Origin of the sequence: Streptomyces celluloflavus (assembly GCA_000720995.1) — a bacterium.
GTDB lineage: Bacteria > Actinomycetota > Actinomycetes > Streptomycetales > Streptomycetaceae > Streptomyces > Streptomyces celluloflavus.
Genome location: JOEL01000074.1, coordinates 1 through 21,131 on the forward strand (window position 1 = coordinate 1; position 21,131 = coordinate 21,131).

General features: G+C 72.2%; 16 protein-coding genes. 8 read left to right on the forward strand and 8 right to left on the reverse strand.

Features of this window, described 5'->3' with window-relative positions; all coding sequences use genetic code 11:
* Positions 1-1,180, forward strand: a 1,180-nt coding sequence (locus IH09_RS40430; protein WP_318279647.1) for an Rv3235 family protein, incomplete at its 5' end; no start/stop codon positions are given.
* Between the two features lie 106 nt (positions 1,181-1,286).
* Here the strand turns inward: IH09_RS40430 and secA are convergent.
* Positions 1,287-4,118 carry a preprotein translocase subunit SecA gene (gene secA / locus IH09_RS34295; RefSeq protein ID WP_052861569.1) on the reverse strand — a complete coding sequence of 944 codons (2,832 nt, stop codon included), beginning with the start codon at positions 4,116-4,118 and terminating at the stop codon, positions 1,287-1,289.
* Positions 4,119-4,358: 240 nt separating this feature from the next.
* Between secA and IH09_RS34300 the strand changes: the two genes are divergently transcribed.
* Together IH09_RS34300 and IH09_RS34305 are read left to right on the forward strand one after the other, a co-directional pair.
* Positions 4,359-4,973 carry a GNAT family N-acetyltransferase gene (locus IH09_RS34300; protein ID WP_052861570.1) on the forward strand — a complete coding sequence of 205 codons (615 nt, stop codon included), beginning with the start codon at positions 4,359-4,361 and terminating at the stop codon, positions 4,971-4,973.
* A gap of 114 nt (positions 4,974-5,087) precedes the next feature.
* Positions 5,088-6,275: a winged helix-turn-helix domain-containing protein gene (locus tag IH09_RS34305; protein WP_052861573.1), complete on the forward strand. Its 1,188-nt coding sequence runs from the start codon at positions 5,088-5,090 to the stop codon at positions 6,273-6,275.
* Positions 6,276-6,311: 36 nt separating this feature from the next.
* On the opposite strand, the gene IH09_RS34310 is transcribed toward IH09_RS34305, so the two are convergent.
* From IH09_RS34310 to mtnA, 7 genes are all read right to left on the reverse strand, one after another.
* The gene (locus IH09_RS34310) at positions 6,312-7,064 is read right to left on the reverse strand and encodes a response regulator (protein ID WP_052861576.1); all 753 of its coding nucleotides are present in this window, start codon (positions 7,062-7,064) and stop codon (positions 6,312-6,314) included.
* Between the two features lie 232 nt (positions 7,065-7,296).
* Positions 7,297-7,989 (reverse strand): ribosome hibernation-promoting factor, HPF/YfiA family, encoded by a 693-nt coding sequence (gene hpf, locus IH09_RS34315; protein WP_052861578.1) that lies wholly within the window; start codon positions 7,987-7,989, stop codon positions 7,297-7,299.
* 317 nt (positions 7,990-8,306) lie between these two features.
* Positions 8,307-9,008, reverse strand: coding sequence for a ComF family protein (locus tag IH09_RS34320; protein WP_052861580.1), 702 nt, complete (start codon positions 9,006-9,008; stop codon positions 8,307-8,309).
* 109 nt (positions 9,009-9,117) lie between these two features.
* On the reverse strand, positions 9,118-11,040 hold the full coding sequence (locus IH09_RS34325; RefSeq protein WP_110952780.1) for an LpqB family beta-propeller domain-containing protein: 1,923 nt from the start codon (positions 11,038-11,040) through the stop codon (positions 9,118-9,120).
* Entirely contained in the window at positions 11,006-13,105 is a 2,100-nt protein-coding gene (mtrB, locus tag IH09_RS34330; RefSeq protein ID WP_110952781.1) for an MtrAB system histidine kinase MtrB, read from the reverse strand. Before mtrB ends, IH09_RS34325 begins: the two co-directional genes overlap by 35 nt.
* Position 13,106: 1 nt before the next feature.
* Complete coding sequence (mtrA, locus tag IH09_RS34335; protein WP_052861582.1) at positions 13,107-13,784, reverse strand: two-component system response regulator MtrA; 678 nt, start codon at positions 13,782-13,784, stop codon at positions 13,107-13,109.
* Positions 13,781-14,953, reverse strand: a complete 1,173-nt coding sequence (gene mtnA, locus IH09_RS34340; RefSeq protein WP_052861584.1) for an S-methyl-5-thioribose-1-phosphate isomerase — start codon at positions 14,951-14,953, stop codon at positions 13,781-13,783. Before mtnA ends, mtrA begins: the two co-directional genes overlap by 4 nt.
* A 152-nt stretch (positions 14,954-15,105) precedes the next feature.
* Between mtnA and IH09_RS34345 the strand changes: the two genes are divergently transcribed.
* Genes IH09_RS34345 through IH09_RS34365 form a run of 5 tightly spaced genes read left to right on the forward strand, consistent with a single transcriptional unit; the run spans position 15,106 to position 20,644 of the window.
* Complete coding sequence (locus IH09_RS34345) at positions 15,106-16,455, forward strand: DUF7544 domain-containing protein (RefSeq protein ID WP_052861585.1); 1,350 nt, start codon at positions 15,106-15,108, stop codon at positions 16,453-16,455.
* Positions 16,456-16,459: 4 nt separating this feature from the next.
* Entirely contained in the window at positions 16,460-17,152 is a 693-nt protein-coding gene (locus IH09_RS34350; protein ID WP_052861587.1) for a DUF4129 domain-containing protein, read from the forward strand.
* Positions 17,149-18,378, forward strand: coding sequence for a DUF4350 domain-containing protein (locus IH09_RS34355; protein WP_052861589.1), 1,230 nt, complete (start codon positions 17,149-17,151; stop codon positions 18,376-18,378). The genes IH09_RS34350 and IH09_RS34355 overlap by 4 nt, the downstream gene beginning before the upstream one ends.
* Positions 18,359-19,324 carry an AAA family ATPase gene (locus IH09_RS34360; protein ID WP_052861591.1) on the forward strand — a complete coding sequence of 322 codons (966 nt, stop codon included), beginning with the start codon at positions 18,359-18,361 and terminating at the stop codon, positions 19,322-19,324. Before IH09_RS34355 ends, IH09_RS34360 begins: the two co-directional genes overlap by 20 nt.
* Before the next feature lie 9 nt (positions 19,325-19,333).
* Positions 19,334-20,644 carry a DUF58 domain-containing protein gene (locus tag IH09_RS34365; RefSeq protein WP_052861594.1) on the forward strand — a complete coding sequence of 437 codons (1,311 nt, stop codon included), beginning with the start codon at positions 19,334-19,336 and terminating at the stop codon, positions 20,642-20,644.
* Positions 20,645-21,131: the final 487 nt, after the last annotated feature.

Below are 21,131 nucleotides of genomic sequence, written 5' to 3' on the forward strand. Positions count from 1 at the left end.
CACCCCCACCCCCACTGCCACTGCCACTGCCACTGCCACCCCCACAGTCCCTCTGGCCCCCGCGGATGCCCCGGCCAACCGACCGCGGACGGCGGCCGCACGGACGCGTACGACGGGGGTCAGGGCCACCCAGGCAGGTACGACAGCCACCGATAGGCGCACCGCACCGCACCCGGACCGCCTCGGAACAACCACGTCCCAGGGCCGCCCCGCCGACATCCGGCACCCGGCTCCCGGGGCCGCACCCGCGGCCGACCCGCAGCCGAGCGCCACCGCACCCACCAGCCCTGTCGGCCCTGCGGGCCCTCCCGACGCCACCGACCACATCAAGCTCACCGACTCCACCGCACCCACCGGCGGCCTTACCGGCGCCCCCACCGGCAGCCCTACCGGCCCCAGCACCCCCCTCACCCGCCGCCCTCCCCGCCGCCCCACCGGCGGACCCGGACGCGCCCCGGACCGCACTCGGCGCCCAGCCGCCCCCGCGATCACCACCCGCACCACCCCGGGCCGCCCCACCCCTGACCGTCCCGCCACCGGCACACCGGCCCCGGACCGCACCGCACCAGGCCGCCCGGCCCCCAGCGGCCCACGCCCCGCCGGCCCGCGCCCCAGCGGCCCGCGCCTCACCCGGCCCGCCGCAGGTGCCGCCTACGCCCCTGCCCCCGCGTACACCCCGGGCGACACCTACCCCGACCGGACCACGCGGGACCGGCCCACCGCCCTCACCGACATCGCCGCCGCCACGGCCGCCGCGGGCCGCCGGCCGGACGCCGGCGGCGCTCCGCTGCCGACCGTGGGAGCCCGGCGGCGCGCCCACCAGCACCGGCCGCACCACTGGTTCGCGCATCAGCTGCTGCTCACGCTCAGCGGGCAGCGGCCGGTGCACGCCCTGCTGGGCCACGCGCTGCCGGCCGCCTACGACCGGCTGGTGGAGCTGGCCCCGCAGGCACCGCTGCGGCCCGCCACCGGCCCGGGGCGCCGCGCGCCCGCGCCGTCCGTCCGCGACTGCGGGCTGTGCCGGCCGCGCGGCGGCGTCATCGAGGCGTTCGCCCGGATCGCGGCCGGGGAACGGCTGCGGGCCCTCGCGTTCCGGCTGGAGCTCGGCGCCGACTCGCGCTGGCGCTGCGCCGCCCTCGACATCGGCCCGACCTGCGCGGTCCGGGGCCCGGTCGGCTAGCGGGCACCGAAAGCGACAGGGGCGCCCCGGCCGATGACCGGCCGGGGCGCCCCTGTCCGGTGCGGTCCGTCCCCGGACCGCACCGCTGAGCTCAGCTACGCGGCGCTCACTTCTTGCGGCGGCGCCCGCCGCTCTTCTGGGCCTTGCGGCGCTCCGCGCGGGTCAGGCCGTCCGCCTCGGAGCGGGCCGGGGAGCCGTCGTTCTCGTCGCTCGCGAAGTCTCCCTCGACGACACCGCCCTCGCCGTCGACCGTCGGCGCCGAGAAGTGCAGCCGGTCCGGCCGCTGCGGCGCGTCCAGGCCCTTGGCGTGGATCTCCGGACGGGCACCGGCCGGCACCGCCTCCGGTACGTCCTTCTCCAGCGACGTCCGGTCCGCGGAAGCCTGCACCGGCACCTCCTCGACCTGCTGCTCGACCTGGACCTCCAGGTTGAACAGGTAGCCGACGGACTCCTCCTTGATGCCCTCCATCATCGCGGTGAACATGTCGAAGCCCTCGCGCTGGTACTCGACCAGCGGGTCCTTCTGGGCCATGGCCCGCAGGCCGATGCCCTCCTGGAGGTAGTCCATCTCGTAGAGGTGCTCACGCCACTTGCGGTCCAGGACGGACAGCACGACCCGGCGCTCCAGCTCGCGCATGACCTCCGAGCCGAGCTGCTCCTCACGGGCGGCGTACTGCTCGTGGATGTCGTCCTTGACGGCGTCCGCGATGAAGTCGGCGGTGATCCCGGCGCGGTCGCCGGCCTCCTCCTCCAGCTCCTCGATGCGCACCTTGACCGGGTAGAGCTGCTTGAACGCGCCCCACAGCCGGTCCAGGTCCCATTCCTCGGCGAACCCCTCGACCGTCTCCGCCTGGATGTAGGCGTCGATGGTGTCGACCATGAAGTGCTTGACCTGGTCGTGCAGGTCCTCGCCTTCGAGGACGCGGCGGCGCTCGCCGTAGATGACCTCGCGCTGGCGGTTGAGGACCTCGTCGTACTTGAGGACGTTCTTACGCGTCTCGAAGTTCTGCTGCTCGACCTGCGACTGGGCGGACGCGATCGCCCGCGTCACCATCTTGTTCTCGATGGGCACATCGTCAGGGACGTTGGCCATCGCCATGACCCGCTCGACCATCTGGGCCTTGAAGAGCCGCATCAGGTCGTCGCCCAGGGAGAGGTAGAACCGGGACTCGCCGGGGTCGCCCTGACGGCCGGAGCGGCCGCGCAGCTGGTTGTCGATACGGCGCGACTCGTGCCGCTCCGTGCCGAGGACGTAGAGCCCGCCGAGGTCCTTGACCTCCTCGAACTCCGCCTTCACCGCGGCCTCGGCCCGCTCCATGGCGGCGGGCAGCGCGGCCGCCCACTCCTCGACGTGCTCCACCGGGTCCATACCGCGCTGGCGCAGCTCCGCCTCGGCGAGGGTGTCCGGGTTGCCGCCGAGCTTGATGTCCGTACCGCGGCCGGCCATGTTCGTGGCGACGGTCACGGCGCCCTTGCGGCCGGCCTGGGCGATGATCGGCGCCTCACGGTCGTGCTGCTTGGCGTTGAGCACCTCGTGGGCGACACCGCGCTTCTTGAGCTGCTGCGAGAGGTACTCGGACTTCTCGACCGAGGTGGTGCCGACCAGGATCGGCTGGCCCTTCTCGTGCTTGTCGACGATGTCCTCGACCACCGCGTCGAACTTCGCGGGCTCGGTGCGGTAGATCAGGTCGGCCTGGTCCTTGCGGACCATCGGCCGGTTCGTCGGGATCGGCACGACGCCGAGCTTGTAGATCTGGTGGAACTCGGCGGCCTCGGTCATGGCCGTACCGGTCATGCCGGAGAGCTTGTCGTAGAGGCGGAAGAAGTTCTGGAGGGTGATCGTGGCGAGCGTCTGGTTCTCGTCCTTGATCTCCACCCCCTCCTTCGCCTCGATGGCCTGGTGCATGCCCTCGTTGTAGCGGCGGCCGGCGAGGATACGGCCGGTGTGCTCGTCGACGATCATGACCTCGCCGTCGATGACGACGTAGTCCTTGTCGTTCTTGAACAGCTCCTTGGCCTTGATCGCGTTGTTCAGGTAACCGACGAGCGGGGTGTTCACCGACTCGTACAGATTGTCGATTCCCAGCCAGTTCTCGACCTTGCTGACGCCGGACTCGTGGATACCGACGGTGCGCTTCTTCTCGTCGATGTCGTAGTCGCCGGTCTCCTCGACCCCGCGCTGCGGGTTGGCGGTCTCGCCCTTCTTCAGGCGGCGCACCAGCTTGGCGAAATCGCCGTACCACTTGGTGGCCGAGTCCGCCGGGCCGGAGATGATCAGCGGCGTACGGGCCTCGTCGACGAGGATCGAGTCGACCTCGTCCACGATCGCGAAGTTGTGGCCGCGCTGGACGAGTTCATCCTGCGACCAGGCCATGTTGTCGCGCAGATAGTCGAAGCCGAACTCGTTGTTCGTGCCGTACGTGATGTCGCAGCCGTACTGCTCACGGCGCTGGGTCGGCGTCATGTCGGCGAGGATGCAACCGACCTCCAGGCCCAGGAACTTGTGGACCCGGCCCATCATCTCGGAGTCACGCTCGGCCAGATAGTCGTTGACCGTGATCAGATGGACGCCCTTGCCGGAGAGCGCGTTGAGATACGCCGGGAGGGTGCCCACCAGGGTCTTGCCCTCACCGGTCTTCATCTCGGCGACGTACCCGAGGTGAAGGGCCGCGCCACCCATCAGCTGGACGTCGTAGTGCCGCTGGCCGAGCACGCGCTTGGCCGCCTCGCGGACCGTGGCGAACGCCTCGGGCAGCAGGTCGTCCAGGCTCTCCCCGTCCGCGTACCGCTCTTTGTACTCATCGGTGAGCGCCCGCAGCTCCGCGTCGGAGAGGGCCGCGAAGTCCTCCTCGATGGAGTTGACCTGGCCCGCGATGCGGTGCAGTTTGCGCAGGATCTTTCCTTCGCCTGCACGCATGAGCTTGTTCAAGACGGACACTTGGACTGGTCTCCTTGCCGGTCGGGCCTGCACTGTCGGGTGCGCGGGCGCGGCATTTTTCCAAGGGGGCAGGCCCCGCCGCAACGGCCATCGTAAGGGAGGACACAGCTCCGCCGGGAGGTCCGCCGCCGCGAAGGCCGGTATCCCCCTCCCCACGAGAACGCGCCGGGCCGCGAGAAGGTGCCGGGGCCACCGCGAAAATCCCTCGCCCCGCTCTCCGCCGCCCCGCAGACTCTGTTCATGGAGCCTCTGACCCTCACCACCGACCGCCTGGTCCTGCGTCCCTTCGAACCCTCCGACGCGGCCGCCGTGCACGCCGCCTGCCAGGAACCCGACATCCCGCGCTGGACGAGCGTCCCCTCGCCGTACGGCCTCCAGGACGCGGAGCGGTTCGTCGGCACCGCCTCCTCGGAAGGCTGGCGCGATGACACCACCTACGGCTTCGCCGTGACCGCGAAGGCCGACGGATCGCTGGTCGGCGCCATGGCCCTGGTCCGCCTCGCCCAGCTGCGCACCCCCGAGCGGCAGGCCGAGCTCGGCTACTGGACCACCAAGGAGCACCGGGGCCAGGGGTACACCGTCGAGGCGGCCCGCGCGGTGGTGCGCTGGGCGTTCCACGACCTCGGGGTGGAGCGCCTGGAGTGGCTCGCGGAGGCCGGCAACCACGGCTCCCGGGCGGTCGCCCGCAAGGTCGGCTTCCGGATGGAGGGCACTCTGCGCGCCCGTCTGCTGCACGAGGGCACCCGCCGCGACTGCTGGATCGGCTCGCTGCTCCCGTCGGACCTGCCCGAGCCGCCCGGCGCCGCCCGCACGGCGGCCGGGGACACCACGCCGTACCTCCCGTACCCCGGCTGAGCGGCCGCGACGGGCCCGGTCCCGGCCGCTTCCGGTGGCCCCGAAAACCACCACAGCCGCCGGCCCCCACCACGCCCGGGGCCGTTGTCAGTGCCCGCCCTTAGCCTGTCCCGCATGACCGCCGCGACACAGCTCCAGCCGAAGCCCGTGACCGCCCTCTCCCATGACGACGCCCGGCGCCTGGCGCTGCGGGCTCAGGGCCTGCTGGGTTCCCCGGACCGCCGGGGCGGGGTGCGCGGGGTGCTGCGGCATCTGGGCTCGGTGCAGCTGGACACGATCTCGGTGCTGGCCCGCTCGCACGAGCTCGTCCCGTACGCCCGGCTCGGCGTGGTCGGCCGCCCCGCCGTCGAGACCGCCTACTGGGGCGACACCCGCAGCTTCGAGTACTGGTCGCACGCCGCCTGCATCCTGCCCATCGAGGAGTGGCCGCTCTTCGCGTTCCGCCGCCGCGCCTACCGCGCCCGCACCACCTGGCACCACGACCTGCCGCGGGCGGCGTACGACGCGGTGCTGGCGCAGCTCACGGCGGAGGGGCCGCTGACCGCCACGGAGCTGGGCGGCGCCAAGAACGGCGGCCCGTGGTGGGACTGGAGCGAGGCGAAGATCGCCGTGGAGCGCGCCCTGATGCTCGGCGAGGTGGTCTGCACGGAGCGCCGCGGCTGGAAGCGGGTGTACGACCTCGCCGAGCGCGCCGTCCCCGAGCCGCTGCGCGCGGACGACCTCGACGACACCGAATGCGTCCGCCGCCTGGTCGCCCAGGCCGGCGCCGCGATGGGCGTGGCCACCCGTGCCGACCTCGCGGACTACCACCGCCTCAGGGGCGAGCAGGTCGACTCCGTCCTCGCGGACTCGGGGCTGCTGCCGGTCGAGGTCGCGGGCTGGTCGAAGCCCGCCTGGGCCGACCCGGCCGCACTGGCCGCACCGCCCCGCGGCCGCCACCGCACGACCCTGCTCTCGCCGTTCGACTCCCTCATCTGGGACCGGCCGCGCACGGAGCGGATCTTCGGCTTCACCCACCGCCTGGAGGCGTACGTCCCGCGCCCGAAGCGGATACACGGCTATTTCGCGATGCCCCTGCTGGCCGGCGGGCAGCTGGTGGGCCGGGTCGATCCGGCCCGCGAGGGCACGACGCTCGTCGCCCGCCAGGTATCCGTGGCGGACCGCAAAGCCGTCCGCCCGATGGCCCGCGCGCTGTACGAGGCCGCCGGCTGGGTCGGCTGCGACACCGTACGGCTGATGCGCTGCGACGACCCGGCCCTGGCCACCGCTCTGCGCGCGGAACTCACCGCGATCGGCGGGTGACCGAGGGCCTACCGGTGGCCGCCGGTCATCCGGTGGTCACCGGATCTCCAGGATCTTCTCCCGCATCGCGTACACCACGGCCTCCATCCGGGAGTGCAGCTGAAGCTTCTCCAGGATGTTGCGGACGTGGTTCTTGACGGTGTTCTCGGAGATGAAGAGTTCCTTGGCGATATCGCGGTTGTTCATCCCCGTGGCGACGAGCTTGAGGACCTCCAGCTCACGGTCGGTGAGCCGGGGCGCGGGCACCAGCCGGCGCTCGTCCGTGCGCTGGATCATCGACTTGAACTCCGTCAGGAGCTTGGACGCCATCGACGGGCTGATCTGCGACTGGCCGTCCGCGACGGCCCGGATCGCGGTCGCCACCTCGTCGGTGGAGATCTCCTTGAGGAGGTAGCCGGTGGCCCCCGCCTTGATCGCGTCGTAGAGGTCCGCCTCTTCATCGCTGATCGTCAGCATGATGATCTTCGCGCTGGGGGCCACCTCCTTGATGGAGGTACACGCCTCGATGCCGCCGCGCCGGGGCATCCGGACGTCCATCAGCACGATGTCGGGCAGCAGATCCGCGGCCTTGTCGACCGCCTCCGCGCCGTCGCCCGCCTCGCCGACGACCTGGATGTCCTCCTCCTGGGCGAGCACGATCTCCAGACCCCGTCGGAAGAGCGCGTGATCATCCACCACCAGGACCCGGATCGGCTCCTTGCGCGGCACGCCCGCGCCCGCTCCGTCACACCCGGCACCGACCGGGTCGTCGTCCACGTGGTCACGCACGGGCCCGAAGCTGTCCCCCATCGTTCCTCCCCGTCAACTACTCGGCCGAAGGGCCGGAGCTTGGAATAAGGCTGGTTGACAGCAGCCCCGTGCGGCCAGCCCGATCAATGCCATACGACCGTCTCCCCGGCAACTCGCCGTTTCGTGCCCGTGTACTCCCTGGCCGGCACGCACACTATACGGCTTCAACTCCTGCCCTGTGCAGGCACGATGGTGCCCCCGGCGTACGCCGGGGGCACCGGGCGGACGGGTGTCAGCCGCCGAGCGCGCCGCCTGCGCCGCCGGGCTCTTCCTCCCCGAACGAGTCGGAGTTCAGGTGGATGACGCCGTAGTCGTAGGCGTGCCGCCGGTAGACGACACTCGGCTGCTTGGTCTCGGCGTCGACGAAGAGATAGAAGTCGTGACCGACCAACTCCATCTCGTAGAGCGCCTGGTCGAGCGCCATCGGGGCCGCCGCGTGGGTCTTCTCGCGAACGACCAGGGGGCCTTCGCCCTGGACGTCCAGCGAGCCCATCTTCGTGGTCGGCACCTTCTGCTCGCCCGCGCTCTCCGCGGCGAGTTCGCCGTTGGTGTTCAGGCGCGCGACGCCGGGGACGCTGTCGGCGACCTCACTCGCCGGGATCCGGCCGTTGCCGCGCCGTGAGTGGCGCTTGTCGTTCTGCTTCCGCAGCACCGCTTCCAGCTTGGCCGTGGCCAGATCGAGCGCGGCGTACGGGTCGGCGGCGGCCGCCTCGGCCCGGACCACCGGGCCACGGGAGCGGAGCGTGATCTCCACTCGGTCGGAACGGTCTGCCTGCCGGGGGTTGGGCTCCTTGGACACTTCAACGTCCAGGCTGATCGCCTTGCCGTCGAGCTTCTGGACTTTCTCCAGCTTCAGCTTCTCGGCCACGTGCTTGCGGAACCGCTCGGGCACCTCGGTCTTGCGGCCCTTGACGACGATGTCCACGCAGAACTCCGTTCCCGGATCGCCCCGCTCAGCGGGCGGAGCGATTCCTTCTTGCACCAGGCTCCGGTGAGTGCCGAAGCCGCGGACTTGGCGACTTTCACCTCCTCCTCCCCCAGGGGCAAGCTCTCCACTCCAGCGTTTCGGGGTTGCTGCAAATACCCCTTAACGCATGCATCACGACATCCGAGGCAAAGCGTCTGCCAAGTCCTCACAACCGAACATAGCTCTCCTGGACGGATGTCGGCACCCCCTCGGGGCCTCCAGCTCCGTTTGGGTGACTTTTCGCCCTCGTTACCTGCAACGATGATTTTTCTCGGTCAGTTCCAGTTGATTTCGAAAGCACTGCGCGGCGCCGCCACCACGGCGGCACCGGCCACCCGGCCGCCGGCCGCCACAACCGCCCGCGCCGCCTCGGCCAGCGTGGCCCCCGTCGTCACCAGGTCGTCCACCAGCACCGCTGGTGCGGCCGCCAGTGGCCTGTCGGCCCCGCCCCGCACCACCAGGGCACCCGCGACATTCGCCAGCCGCTGCCGGGCGCTCAGCGCCGCCTGATCGGCCACGACCCGGCGCTGCCGCAGCGCCGGGAGCACCCGCACCGCCGCGCCCGCCCGCCGCAGCTCACCGGCGGCCGCCAGCGCGACCCTGCGTACCGGGTCATGGCCCCGCCCGGCCACCGCTCCGCGGGCCGACGGCACCGGTACGAGCAGCAGCGGCCCGCCGCCGGTCCGCAGCCCGCGCACCGCCGCGGCCAGCGTGGCCCCCAGCGGCTCGGCCAGCCACAGCGCACCGCGCTCCTTGTGGGCCAGCAGCACGGCCCGTACCGCATCGGCGTAGACCGCACCGGCCCACACCCGCGGCAGCCCGGCAGGCGCCGGCTCCGGCCGCACCCGCCCCGCACCGCGCCCGCCGCGCGCGAGTGCCAGGCGGCACGCCGCGCACAGCGCCGTACGCGGCCGGCCGCACCCCGCGCAGTCGACCGGCAGCACCAGATCGGCCAGCTCCCGCCACACCCCCCGCATGGCCTTACTCTTCCGTCACCCGGACCCGGCCACCACCCCTGTGGACAACGGCGGCTGTGGACAACCCGGGCACCCCGGCCCGGCGCACCGCACCGCGGCCGGAGCGGCGTCACCCCGGATAGACCGGCGCGGATCCTTCCTTGACCACGGTCTTCCAGTTGGCGTCCGGGGGCAACCGCACTATCCCCTCGGTGGCGTCGGCGATCAGCGGCCGGGTCTCGTCCTCCGACGCCGCCACCGCTTTCACGCCGTTGACGCCGGGCAGGGTCTGCGCGCTGGACGCCGAGCCGTCAGTCTCCATGAACCGCATCTGCTGCACCCCGCCGGACTCCCGCCCGACGACCAGCAGCCGGCTGCCGCCCGCCCAGGACGCGGCCACCACATCCTCCAACTGCGGTGCGATGGGCCGCAGTTCCCGCACCGACAGCGCCGGGTGCGCCGACGAACCACCGCGCTCGACCCGGCCGAGCTGGAGCGTCGTATGCCCCTTGTCCTCCACCAGCATCGCGATCCGGATGCCGTCCGAGGCGACCCTGATCGCCTTGATCCGCCGGTCTCCGAGGCCGGGCACCGCGACCTCCTCCGGGTCGCCCTTGCCCTCGCGCATCCGCAGCAGCCGCGAACCCTGCGCACCGCGGTCCGCGACCCACAGATCGCCCAGCCCGTCCCAGCTCGGCGCGGACAGCCCGTCCTCCGGCTTCGTGGACGCGCTCGCGCTGGTCACGAGCGGACCGCCGCGTTCGGTGCCGTCCTCCAGGGCCGCCACGTACAGCGACCGGCCGTCGCTCGACACCCCGGCCGCGGTGGTCTCGGCGCGCGAGATGGCGACCGAGCGCAGCGAGGTCTTCCCCGTGCCGAACGGCCCGCGCACCGGCGCCGGCTTGGTCGCGAAGTCCGACATGGTGACGACCTTGTGGCCGGCGTCGATGAAGTACTCCTTGGCCGAGTGCCCGGAGTGCCGGGCCGGGGTGAAGTCACGCTCGGCCTGATCCTGGGTCAGCGCGCACAGCGAGTTGCCGCCGTCGTCCTGCAACTCCACCTCGCTGATCTTCGACGCCCGGGTCATGTCCTGGACGGTGAAGAAGAGTTGCGCCGCCATCCGTTTGCACTGGGCGATGCCGGTGACCGCCTGTCTGCTGAGCTTCACCCGCAGTGCGTTGGTGTCGTCCAGCGCCAGATCGCGGGCGGCGAGCCGGGTACCGGGCGGGAACGCCGAGGACGTCACCTGGTTCAGCCAGTCGGTGGGCCCGGCCAGCAGCGCCTCCACACTGGCCGTGACCGGCTCTATCCGCTGCCGCAGATAGACCGGGTCGGCGACGAGGACGTTCTTGCCGGCGTTCGGCTGCTGCGACTCCGACTGGTAGGACGCGAAGTAGTACTTGTTGACGGAGCGGTAGATGCGCTGGAAGTCGGACAGCCCGAGCACCAGCCCGTCCGGCAGCCGGTCGATGCGCCACTGATCCCCCTCCTTGATGAGGTGGATCGTCTGGTGGTACGGCTTCTCCTGCGGCGTGTAGGCGTGGTTGGCGCCCACCGTCGCCACCTGGCTGCCGGAGAGCGTGACCGTGTAGCCGGTCGCGTCCTCGCGGCTGGGCTGCGCCGTCGGCTCGGGCTTCGGGCGCTCCTGGAGCACATTGGTGACCAGGAACGGCCGCCAGGTCCGCTTGGCCGACTTGGCCAGATACTGGCTGGCCGTACGGAAGTCCGCCTCGTCGCTGGTCGTCGCGTCGAGGAAGCTGCGGACGATGTTGGTCGGCTGCGCACCGTCCTGCGGGGGCACGCCGTAGACCCGCACCTGCGAATCGCCGTCGGAGCGCGGCGACTGGTCGACGGCCTTGACGTCCCCGCTGTCCGGCATCGACGCGCACCCGGCGAGCAGCAGCCCCGCGCAGCCGAACAGCGCGGACTTCCGCACCACACGGGCCCGGCCCCGGGCCGCGGCCCCGCCCCGCGTACGGGCGCGCAGCCATCCCCGCACCCCGCTCCCGCCTCCACGCTCAGCGTCCACGCAGCTCGTCCTCCCGGTCCGCATCCTGTCCGGCCTGCGGCCCCGCACCGTCCCGGACCGGTCCGTCGGCGCGCACCCCCGGGCCGCGCGCCGCCTCCCCGCTCCGTACGCCGCCGGACCGCGACACCGCGCGGGCACCGCCGCCGCGCCGCGCCACCGGACCGGCAGTCGGCCCGGCCGCGACGGCTGCTTCCGCTGCGGACGTCTCCGGGGCGCGCGGCCCGGCCTCGACCGGGGCGGCCCCAGGGCTCGTACCGGAGCGCGACAGCCCGGCCTCGCCCAGTCCGCGGTTGCGACGCGAGTCCTCCGGCTCCAGCGGTATCGGCGAGCCCCGCAGCGGCTCCCCGGCCGTCCGCGGCAGCGTCAGCCGGAACTGCGAACCGCCGCCCGGCTCACCCCACGCCTGCAACCAGCCGCCGTGCAGCCGGGCGTCCTCGACGGCGATGGACAGGCCCAGACCCGTACCGCCCGTCGTGCGGGCCCGCGCCGGGTCCGCACGCCAGAAACGGTTGAAGACGCGCGTCGCCTCACCGGGTTTGAGCCCGACGCCGTAGTCACGCACCGCGACGGCCACCGCGCCGCCACTCCGGCCGCCGGCGGACGCCAGCCGTACCACCACGTCCCGGCCCTCGCCGTGTTCGACGGCGTTGACGACGAGGTTGCGCAGCACGCGCTCCACCCGCCGGGGATCGGCCTCGGCGATCACCGGCTGCTCGCCGCCGCGCACCATGATGCGGGTGCCCTTGCGCTCGGCCAGCGGCTCGGCGCCCTCGATGACGCGGTGCACGACGTCGCGCAGGTCTATCGGCTCGGCCTCCAGCGCCGCCGCGCCCGCGTCGAACCGGCTGATCTCCAGCAGCTCGGCGAGCAGCGACTCGAAGCGGTCGAGCTGTCCGCTCAGCAGCTCCGCGGAGCGCGCGGTGGTCGGGTCGAAGTCGTCGCGCGCCTCGTGGATGACTTCGGCCGCCATCCGGACGGTGGTCAGCGGCGTCCGCAGCTCGTGCGAGACATCGGAGACAAAACGGCGCTGCATCCGGGACAGCTCCTCCAGCTGCTGGATCTTGACCTGGAGGGTCTGCGCCATCTTGTTGAAGGATTCGCCGAGCCGCGCGATGTCGTCCTCGCCGGTGACCTTCATCCGCTCCTGGAGGAGCCCCGCGGCCAGCCGCTCGGAGATCCCCGCGGCCATCCGTACGGGCGTGACGACCTGCCGCACGACCAGCCAGGCGATCGCGCCGAGCAGCACCACGACGAACACCCCGGCCGTCGCGAGCGTCGTCGTCACCAGCTTCAGCGACTCCTCTTCCTGGTTGAACGGGAAGAGGTAGTAGAGCTGGTACTGGTTGCTGTTCACATCGTTGAGCCGCTTGCCGATGATGATCGCCGGCACGCCCTCGTTGGACCCGATGCGCTTGATCTGCGTGTACTCGCGGAACGTGCCGGTCTTGGTGTCCAGCTTCCGGCGCAGATCGGCGGGCACGCTGCGCTCGGGATCGACGTCCCCGGAGGCGCGCGGTCCCCGGGTGCCGGGGCTGGCGTCGCCGAACGGCTCGTCGGAGTCCGAGCTGAGCGCCACGACGGAGAAGACGCCCTGCCCGCCACTCGCGAGCTGCTCGACCACGCTGGTCAGCCAGGTCGCGGAGTCCTGGGTGCCACGGTTCCCGGTCCGGGTGCTCTCGTCGGCGCGGGCGTCGCCGGCACCGTCGGCCAGCTTCTGGGCGGACGCGAAACCGCCCACGGCCTGGCTCTGCGCGGCCTGCGCCTTGGCGGTGAGCAGGCCGTTGCGGACCTGTCCGACAACCACGACACCGAGCAGCAGTACCACGGCCAGCGACATCAGCAGGGTCGTCGCGACCACCCTGAGCTGGATGTTGCGCCGCCACAGCCGCAGGGCGGACAGCAGCGGCCGCCGCACCCAGCGGCTGAAGAGCCGCAGCAGCGGGTGGACGGGCCCGCTGACCGCGCCATCGGGCAGCAGCTGGCCACCCCGCAGCAGCCGGGCGGACAACCTCCCCGAGAAAGACATTTCGTCCTGCGGGCCGGCGGTACGCCCCCGCTTTCCTTCCGGGGCCGCACCGTCCCGGCTCATCTCAGCTGGGTCCGGCCTTGTAGCCGACGCCACGGACGGTCACCACGATCTCCGGCCGCTCCGGATCCTTCTCGACCTTGGAACGGAGCCGCTGCACATGGACGTTGACCAGCCGGGTGTCGGCGGCGTGCCGATAGCCCCAGACCTGCTCCAGCAACACCTCACGCGTGAACACCTGCCACGGCTTGCGCGCCAGCGCCACCAGCAGGTCGAACTCCAGCGGGGTCAGCGCGATCGACTGCCCGTCGCGCTTGACCGAGTGGCCCGCCACATCGATGACGAGGTCACCTATGGCCAGTTGCTCGGGCGCCGGCTCCTCCGAGCGCCGCAGTCGGGCCCGGATCCGGGCCACCAGTTCCTTGGGCTTGAACGGCTTGACGATGTAGTCGTCCGCGCCCGATTCGAGCCCGACCACCACATCCACCGTGTCGCTCTTGGCCGTCAGCATGACGATCGGCACCCCGGACTCGGCCCTGATCAGCCGGCACACCTCGATGCCGTCCCGGCCGGGCAGCATCAGGTCGAGCAGGACAAGATCGGGCTTGGTCTCGCGGAAGGCGGCGAGCGCCTTGTCGCCGTCCGCCACGAACGACGGTTCAAAGCCTTCGCCACGCAGCACGATGCCGAGCATCTCTGCCAGTGCGTGGTCGTCGTCGACGACCAGGACGCGTCCCTTCATTCGGCCATCATCCCATTACCTGATCGTGACTTACTCCATCGTGACGTGGAACACATGGCTGCCAGCCCGTCCCGGGTGACCGGCGACACCACCCCGGCCTCCGTCACGATCGCCGTCACCAACTCCGGCGGCGTGACGTCGAAGGCCGGGTTGTACGCCTGCGCGCCCAGCGGCGCCACCGCCGTTCCGGCGCCCGCCTCCGCCCCGGCCCCTCGCACGTACGGCACCGGGAACTCCGTCACCTCATGGCCCGGCCGCTGCTCCACCTCTATGTCCGCCCCCTCCTCCGTCGCCAGATCCACCGTGCTGATCGGCGCCACCACCACGAACGGAATGTGGTGATACCCGGCCAGAACCGCCAGCGGATAGCTACCCACTTTGTTGGCCACCGCCCCGTCCGCCGCGATCCGATCCGCACCGATCAGCACTGCGTCCACCTCCCCCGCGGCGAACAGCGAACCCGCCGCCCCGTCCGCCAGCACCGTGTACGGCATGCCCGTACGCGCCGCCTCGTAGGCGGTCAGCCGAGCCCCCTGCAGCAACGGCCGTGTCTCGTCCACCCACAGCCGCCGCAGGTCACCGGCCCGGTGCGCGGCCAGCGCCACCGCCAGGGCGGTCCCCTCACCCCCGGACACCAGCGCACCCGTATTGCAGTGCGTGAGAATCCGATGGCCGCCGCCCGGCAGCAGTTCCCCCAGCAACGCCAGACCGTGCGCCGCCATCCGCTTGCTGGCCTCGGCATCCTCCGCGTGTACGGCGCGCGCCTCGGCCAGCGCCGCCGCGGCGGCCGCCTCGGCCCCGGCCCCGCCGGCGGCCGCCGCGCGGTACGCGGCGGCCGCCCGGCGCACCCCGTACCCCAGGTTGACCGCGGTCGGCCGGGCATGCGCCAGCGCCTCCGCCGCGTCGTCCACGTCGAACCCCCGCGCCGCGGCCAGCGCGACGCCGTACGCACCCGCGATGCCCAGCAGCGGAGCCCCTCGCACAGCCAGCGTCCGGATCGCCTGCACCAGCGCCGGCACGTCCGTACAGACCAGTTCGGCCTCCTCCGCGGGCAGCCTCGTCTGATCGAGAAGGACCAGTACGGGCCCCTCGGGCGGCTCCTCCCAGCGCAGTGACGGGACTGCGAGCGACGCGGCGCCCGCCTCGAATACCTCGTGCTGATCGGCCATCCGCCCAGTCTGCCGTCCACACCACCGCGAACAGAAGGTGCCTTACCGCTCAGGGCACGGGCACGCAGCGCGACACGCCATGACACGATGGCTGACACCGCGGACCCCGGACCCCGGTCGCCGCGGCGACCGGGCAGCAAGAAGGAGCGACGATGAACAACTCTCCGGGCTGGGCCTCGCCCGGATCCGCCCCCTCCGACGAGCCGGACCGCGGCACCACGGAGCAGCCCACCCAGCCGCCCGCCCCGGAAGACCGGCCGGCCTCCGCCGAGCAGCCGCCTCCCCCTAACTGGTCCGCGCACCAGCCGCCCGCCGGCCAGTGGTCGGCCCCCGCCCGCATTCCCGGCCAGAGCGGCCCCGGCAACCGCGAGCGCGCCACCTCCGGCAAGGGCGGCCCGGCCGGACCTCCCGGCCCCGGCCATCAGCCCGGATGGGGTGGCGGCCCCGGATGGGGTGGCGGCTGGGCCCAGGCACCGCAGGCCGCCAAGCCGGGCGTCATCCCCCTGCGCCCGCTCGGCGTCGGCGAGATCCTCGACGGCGCGGTATCGGCCATGCGCGCCCACTGGCGCGCCGTGCTCTCCATCACGCTGCTCGTCGCGATCGTCTCGCAGACCGCCGTCACCCTCGTCACCAAAGTGTGGCTCCCGAGCGCCGGCCGCTTGCCCTCCCTGCAGAACGGCGACGACCTCCGGCCGGGCGATGTTCTGCACGAAATGGGCACCGCGCTCGCCGGCTCCGGCGTCGCCTGGCTCATCAGGCTGCTCGCCACCCTCATCGCCACCGGGCTGCTCACCATGGTCGTCAGCCGTGCCGTCCTCGGCCGTTCGGTGACCACCGCGGAAGCCTGGCGGGACGCCCGCGGCCAGCTCCCGCGCCTCCTCGGCCTGCTTCTCCTGCTCCCCGTGATCATCGGGGCCGTCACGGTGATCGGCCTCGCCCCCGGCTTCATCCTGGCCGTTCTGGCCCCGTCGCCGATCGCTGTGATCCTCACCCTGCTGGGCGGGCTGGCGGCCGTCGCCGTCAGCATCTGGCTGTGGGTCCGCTACAGCCTCGCCGCCCCCGCGCTGATGCTGGAGAAGCAGGGCGTCATCACGTCCATGCAGCGCTCCGCCAAGCTCGTACGCGGCTCCTGGTGGCGCGTGCTGGGCGTCCAGCTCCTCGCATACATCCTGATCTTCGTCGTCGAGCTCATCGTCCAGATCCCCGCCACCTTCGTCGCCGTCCTCTTCGGCGGCGAGAGCCTCATCGACTGGGCGAACGGGGCCGGCGCCGACACCGGCTGGACGTTCCTGATCGTGCTGGGCATCGGCGCCGTCATCAGTTCCGCCATCACCCTCCCGATCAGCGCCGGCGTCACCGCGCTCCTCTACATGGACCAGCGCATCCGCCGCGAGGCGCTCGACCTCGAACTCGCCCGCGCCGCCGGCCTCCCCGGCTACGGCACGAACACCCCCGCGGACGGCCCCGGGACGCAGCCCACCGACACCGCGCCGGGAAGCTGATGCGGTGACCACGGCGGGGAGCACGACCGCGCTCGGACGCCTGACAGCGCGCTCCGGCGACGACATACCGGTGAGGATCCCGCGCGTCCCCGCCCGCGAGGCGGCGGAACGCGAACTGTCCGACCCGCGGTACCACCAGCACGATCCCAGCCCGCTCCAGCGGGCCCTGAGCTGGTTCTGGGAACGCATCGACGAGCTGTTCCGCGCGGCCGCCGGGGTCACACCGGGCGGCTGGATCGGGCTCCTCGCCATCGCCGCCTTCGTCCTGCTGCTCATCGTCGCCCTCCGGCTGCGGCTCGGCGCGGTACGCCGTACCCCGACCACCAGCGGCGCACTCTTCGCCGACACCCACCGCACCGCCGCCGAACACCGGTCTGCCGCGGACCGGCACGCCGCAACGGGCCACTGGAGCCAGGCCGTCCAGGAACGCATGCGCGCCCTCGTCCTCGCCCTCGAAGAACGAGCTCTGCTCACCCCCGGCCCGGGGCGCACCGCCGACGAGGCCGCCGCCGAAGCCGGCCGGGCACTGCCGGCGCATGCCGGCCGACTGCGCACCGCGGCCCGTACCTTCGACGACGTCACATACGGCGGCCGCTCCGCAACGGAGCCGGAGTACGCCTTCGTGAGCGCCCTCGACACCGAGGTGCAGCACGCCAAGCCCCACCTGGTCACCGCCCGGCCCGGGAGCGGCGGATGACCACGGCCGCCTCGGGTCCCGCCTCGCTCTCCCCGACCGCCCGCCGTCTGTGGACCCGGTCCCGAGGACTGCTGCTCGCGCTCCTCCTGCTCGTCGTCACCGGTGTGGTAATCGCGGCCCTGCAATCCGGCGAGCGGCACGGCCGGCTCGATCCCCGCTCCCCGGACCGTGCGGGCAGCCTGGCGCTCGCCCAACTGCTCGCCGCCCACGGCATCACCACCCAGGTCGTCACCACCGTCGAGGAAGCCGCCGCGGCGGCCGGCCCGCTCACCACCCTCCTCGTCACCGACCCCGACCTCCTGACCGCACGACAGCTGACCGGTCTGCGGACCGCGACCGCTCACACCACCGGCCGCACCGTCCTGCTCGCCCCCGGCCCCACCACCCTCGGCGCCTTCGCACCGGGTGTACGGGCCGAATCCAAGGCCGGTGTCTCGACGCGCCGGCCCTCCTGCACGCTGCCCGAAGCCCGCCGCGCCGGCGACGCCTTGATGGGCGGCCTGCGCTACGCGAAGCCCGACGGCACCGCCGACCGCTGCTACTCCAGCGGCGGTCTGCCCACCCTGCTGCGCCTGCCGGCCCCGGACACCGGTCGCGACACCGTGCTCCTCGGCGCTCCCGACTTCCTCTACAACCACCGTCTCGCCGAGCGCGGCAACGCCTCGCTGGCCCTTCAGCTCCTCGGTGCTCATCAGCATGTGGTCTGGTACCTCCCCTCTGTCAGCGACCCTTCGTCCGCCCCGGCCGAACAGCACGGATTCCTGGACCTCGTCCCGTCCGGCTGGCGCTGGGGGCTGCTCCAACTCGCCTTCGCCGCCACGTTCGCGGCCCTGTGGCGCGCCCGCCGGCTCGGCCCACTCGTGACCGAACGTCTCCCGGTCACCGTCCCGGCCGCCGAGACCACCGAGGGCCACGCCCGCCTCTACGAGCAGGCCGGCGCCCGCGACCGCGCTTCGGCCGTCCTGCGTTCCGCGACCCGCACCCGGATCGCGCCCCTCATCGGCGTGCCCCCCGCACACGCCCACACCCCCGACGTCCTCCTCCCGGCCGTCCACGCCCACCTGACCGCCGCCACCGGAACCGAACCCGGCCTCCACGCCCTGCTCTTCGGCCCGGCACCCGCGGACGACAAGGCTCTGGTGCACCTGGCCGACCAACTCGACGCACTCGAAACCTCGATCGTTTCCCAAGAGAGGCACGCCCCCCGTGAGCACCCTGACCGCTGACAGCGCCCGAGCCTCGCTGGAGGCCCTGCGCACCGAGATCTCCAAAGCCGTCGTAGGCCAGGACCCCGCCGTCACCGGCCTGGTCGTCGCGCTGCTCTGCCGCGGGCATGTGCTCCTCGAAGGCGTCCCGGGCGTCGCCAAGACCCTGCTCGTACGCGCCCTGTCGGCCGCTCTCGAACTCGACACCAAGCGCGTCCAGTTCACCCCCGATCTGATGCCGAGCGACGTCACCGGTTCCCTGGTCTACGACGCCCGCAGCGCCGAATTCTCCTTCCAGCCGGGCCCTGTCTTCACCAACCTCCTTCTCGCCGACGAGATCAATCGCACGCCCCCCAAGACCCAGGCGTCCCTGCTCGAAGCGATGGAGGAGCGCCAGGTGACCGTCGACGGCACCCCTCGTCCGCTCCCCGACCCGTTCCTCGTCGCCGCCACCCAGAACCCGGTGGAGTACGAGGGCACCTATCCGCTCCCCGAGGCCCAACTCGACCGCTTCCTGCTGAAGCTGACGGTGCCGCTGCCCGACCGCCAGGACGAGATCGACATCCTCACCCGCCACGCGGACGGCTTCAGCCCACGCGACCTGGACGCCGCGGGTCTCCGCCCCGTCGCCTCGGCCGCCGACCTCGATGCGGCCCGAGCCGCGGTCGCCAAGACCACCGTCTCCCCCGAGGTCACCAGCTACATAGTCGATATCTGCCGTGCCACCCGCGAATCCCCCTCACTCTCCCTCGGTGTATCCCCCCGAGGAGCCACTGCCCTGCTCTCCACATCCCGGGCCTGGGCCTGGCTCACCGGCCGCGACTATGTCACTCCTGACGACGTCAAGGCCCTCGCTCTCCCCACGCTCCGGCACCGCGTCCAGCTCCGCCCCGAAGCGGAGATGGAGGGAGTCAGCGCGGACTCCGTGATCAACGCCGTGCTCGCCCACCTCCCCGTTCCCCGCTGAGACGACGCCGTGGCCCTGACCGGACGCACCGCCCTCATCTCCGCACTCGGAGCCCTCTTCGTCGGCTTCGTCCTTCCCAGCTGGCTTGGCCTCCTCACCGTCCAACTCGCCCTGCTGATAGGAATTTTGTGCGACTTGGCCCTCGCCGCGCCAGTGCGGAAGCTCCAGTTCACCCGATCCGGTGAAACAACCGTTCGACTATCTGGTGAAGCCCACACACACCTCACCATCACCAACCCGGACCGCCGCACGCTGCGCGCCCTGATCCGCGACGCCTGGCCCCCCAGCTCCTTCCAGCCTGGCTCGGACCTCCCCCGTTCCCGCCACACCGTCCGCATCCCCGGCGCCGAACGCCGGCGCCTGACGACCACGCTCCACCCCACCCGCCGCGGCGATCACCACGCCGTCCGCGTCACGGTCCGCTCGTACGGCCCGCTCGGCCTGGCAGCCCGGCAGGGCAGCCACCGGGTCCCCTGGACCCTGCGCGTCCTGCCGCCCTTCACCAGCCGCAAGCATCTGCCCGCCAAGCTCGCCCGGCTCCGCGAACTCGACGGCCGCACCAGCATTCTGACCCGCGGCGAGGGCACCGAATTCGACAGCCTCCGCGACTACGCCCCCGGCGACGATACCCGTTCCATCGACTGGCGGGCCACCGCCCGCCGACAGGCTCTCGCCGTCCGCACCTGGCGCCCCGAACGCGACCGCCGCATCCTGCTGGTCCTGGAGACCGGCCGCACCTCGGCCGGCCGCGTCGGTGACATCCCCCGCCTCGATGCCTCCATGGACGCGGCCCTGCTGCTCGCAGCCCTCGCTGCCCGCGCCGGCGACCACGTGGACCTGCTCGCCTACGACCGCCGCGTACGAGCCTCCGTCCAGGGCCGCACCGCCCGCGATCTTCTCCCGGCGCTCACCGACGCCCTCGCGCCCCTCGAACCCGAACTCGTCGAGGCGGACGCCCGTGGCCTGGCCGCCGCGATCCGCCGCCGCACCCCGCGCCGGTCCCTCATCGTTCTCTTCACCGGCCTCGACGCGGCCCCCGTGGAAGAGGCCCTGCTGCCGGTCCTCCCCGGCCTCACCCAGCGCAACGAACTCATCGTCGCGGCCGTGGCCGACCCCCGTATCGAGGAAATGGCCGCCGGCCGCCACACCCCTCAGGCCCTCTACGCAGCCGCCGCCGCGGAACAGACCCGCGCCGCCCGCCGCCGCACCGCTGACCGCCTCCGCCACCACGGCGTCACGGTCATCGACTCCACCCCCGCCCACCTGGCACCCGACCTGGCCGACGCCTACCTCACCCTGAAGTCCGCCGGCCGCCTCTAACCGCGCTCCGGCAGACGCCACAAGGCGGCACGGCAGCCCCTCTATGCCCCTGGGCCTGGTGGAACGACCAGAGCCCGAACCCCGGACGAGCACCGGCCCACACAGTCCGGCTCCGCTCCCTCTGCGTCCCCGGGGACTTCCTTCTGCCGACTCCCACGACCGCCTGTTACAACCGCCGCAGCGTTACGAATGCCGCTACGACCACCGACAGCCAATCGGCGCCCAGGTCCAGAGGGTTCTACGCACCGGTCTACAGGGACGACAGCAAAGCTGTAGGGGCTCGCTCCATCTCCCACAACTACCCTGGAACGCAAGAACGCCTCGTTCCCCGAGACGAAACTCGGGTAACGAGGCGTTCTTCCAAAAAACGGAATAAAAAAAGCTCCGATCTCTGAACCAAAAGGTTCAAAGACCGGAGCTTAAAATTTGTTCGGCGGCGTCCTACTCTCCCACAGAGTCCCCTCTGCAGTACCATCGGCGCTGAAAG

Excerpts from the sequence above, each read along its gene's own strand:
- IH09_RS34310 (WP_052861576.1), bottom strand. The coding sequence starts at position 7,064 with ATGGGGGACAGCTTCGGGCCCGTGCGTGACCACGTGGACGACGACCCG.
- mtrA (WP_052861582.1), bottom strand. The coding sequence starts at position 13,784 with ATGAAGGGACGCGTCCTGGTCGTCGACGACGACCACGCACTGGCAGAG.
- IH09_RS34345 (WP_052861585.1), top strand. The coding sequence starts at position 15,106 with ATGAACAACTCTCCGGGCTGGGCCTCGCCCGGATCCGCCCCCTCCGAC.
- IH09_RS34355 (WP_052861589.1), top strand. The coding sequence starts at position 17,149 with ATGACCACGGCCGCCTCGGGTCCCGCCTCGCTCTCCCCGACCGCCCGC.
- IH09_RS34325 (WP_110952780.1), bottom strand. The coding sequence starts at position 11,040 with ATGCGGACCGGGAGGACGAGCTGCGTGGACGCTGAGCGTGGAGGCGGG.
- IH09_RS34305 (WP_052861573.1), top strand. The coding sequence starts at position 5,088 with ATGACCGCCGCGACACAGCTCCAGCCGAAGCCCGTGACCGCCCTCTCC.
- IH09_RS34320 (WP_052861580.1), bottom strand. The coding sequence starts at position 9,008 with ATGCGGGGGGTGTGGCGGGAGCTGGCCGATCTGGTGCTGCCGGTCGAC.
- IH09_RS34300 (WP_052861570.1), top strand. The coding sequence starts at position 4,359 with ATGGAGCCTCTGACCCTCACCACCGACCGCCTGGTCCTGCGTCCCTTC.
- mtrB (WP_110952781.1), bottom strand. The coding sequence starts at position 13,105 with ATGAGCCGGGACGGTGCGGCCCCGGAAGGAAAGCGGGGGCGTACCGCC.
- mtnA (WP_052861584.1), bottom strand. The coding sequence starts at position 14,953 with ATGGCCGATCAGCACGAGGTATTCGAGGCGGGCGCCGCGTCGCTCGCA.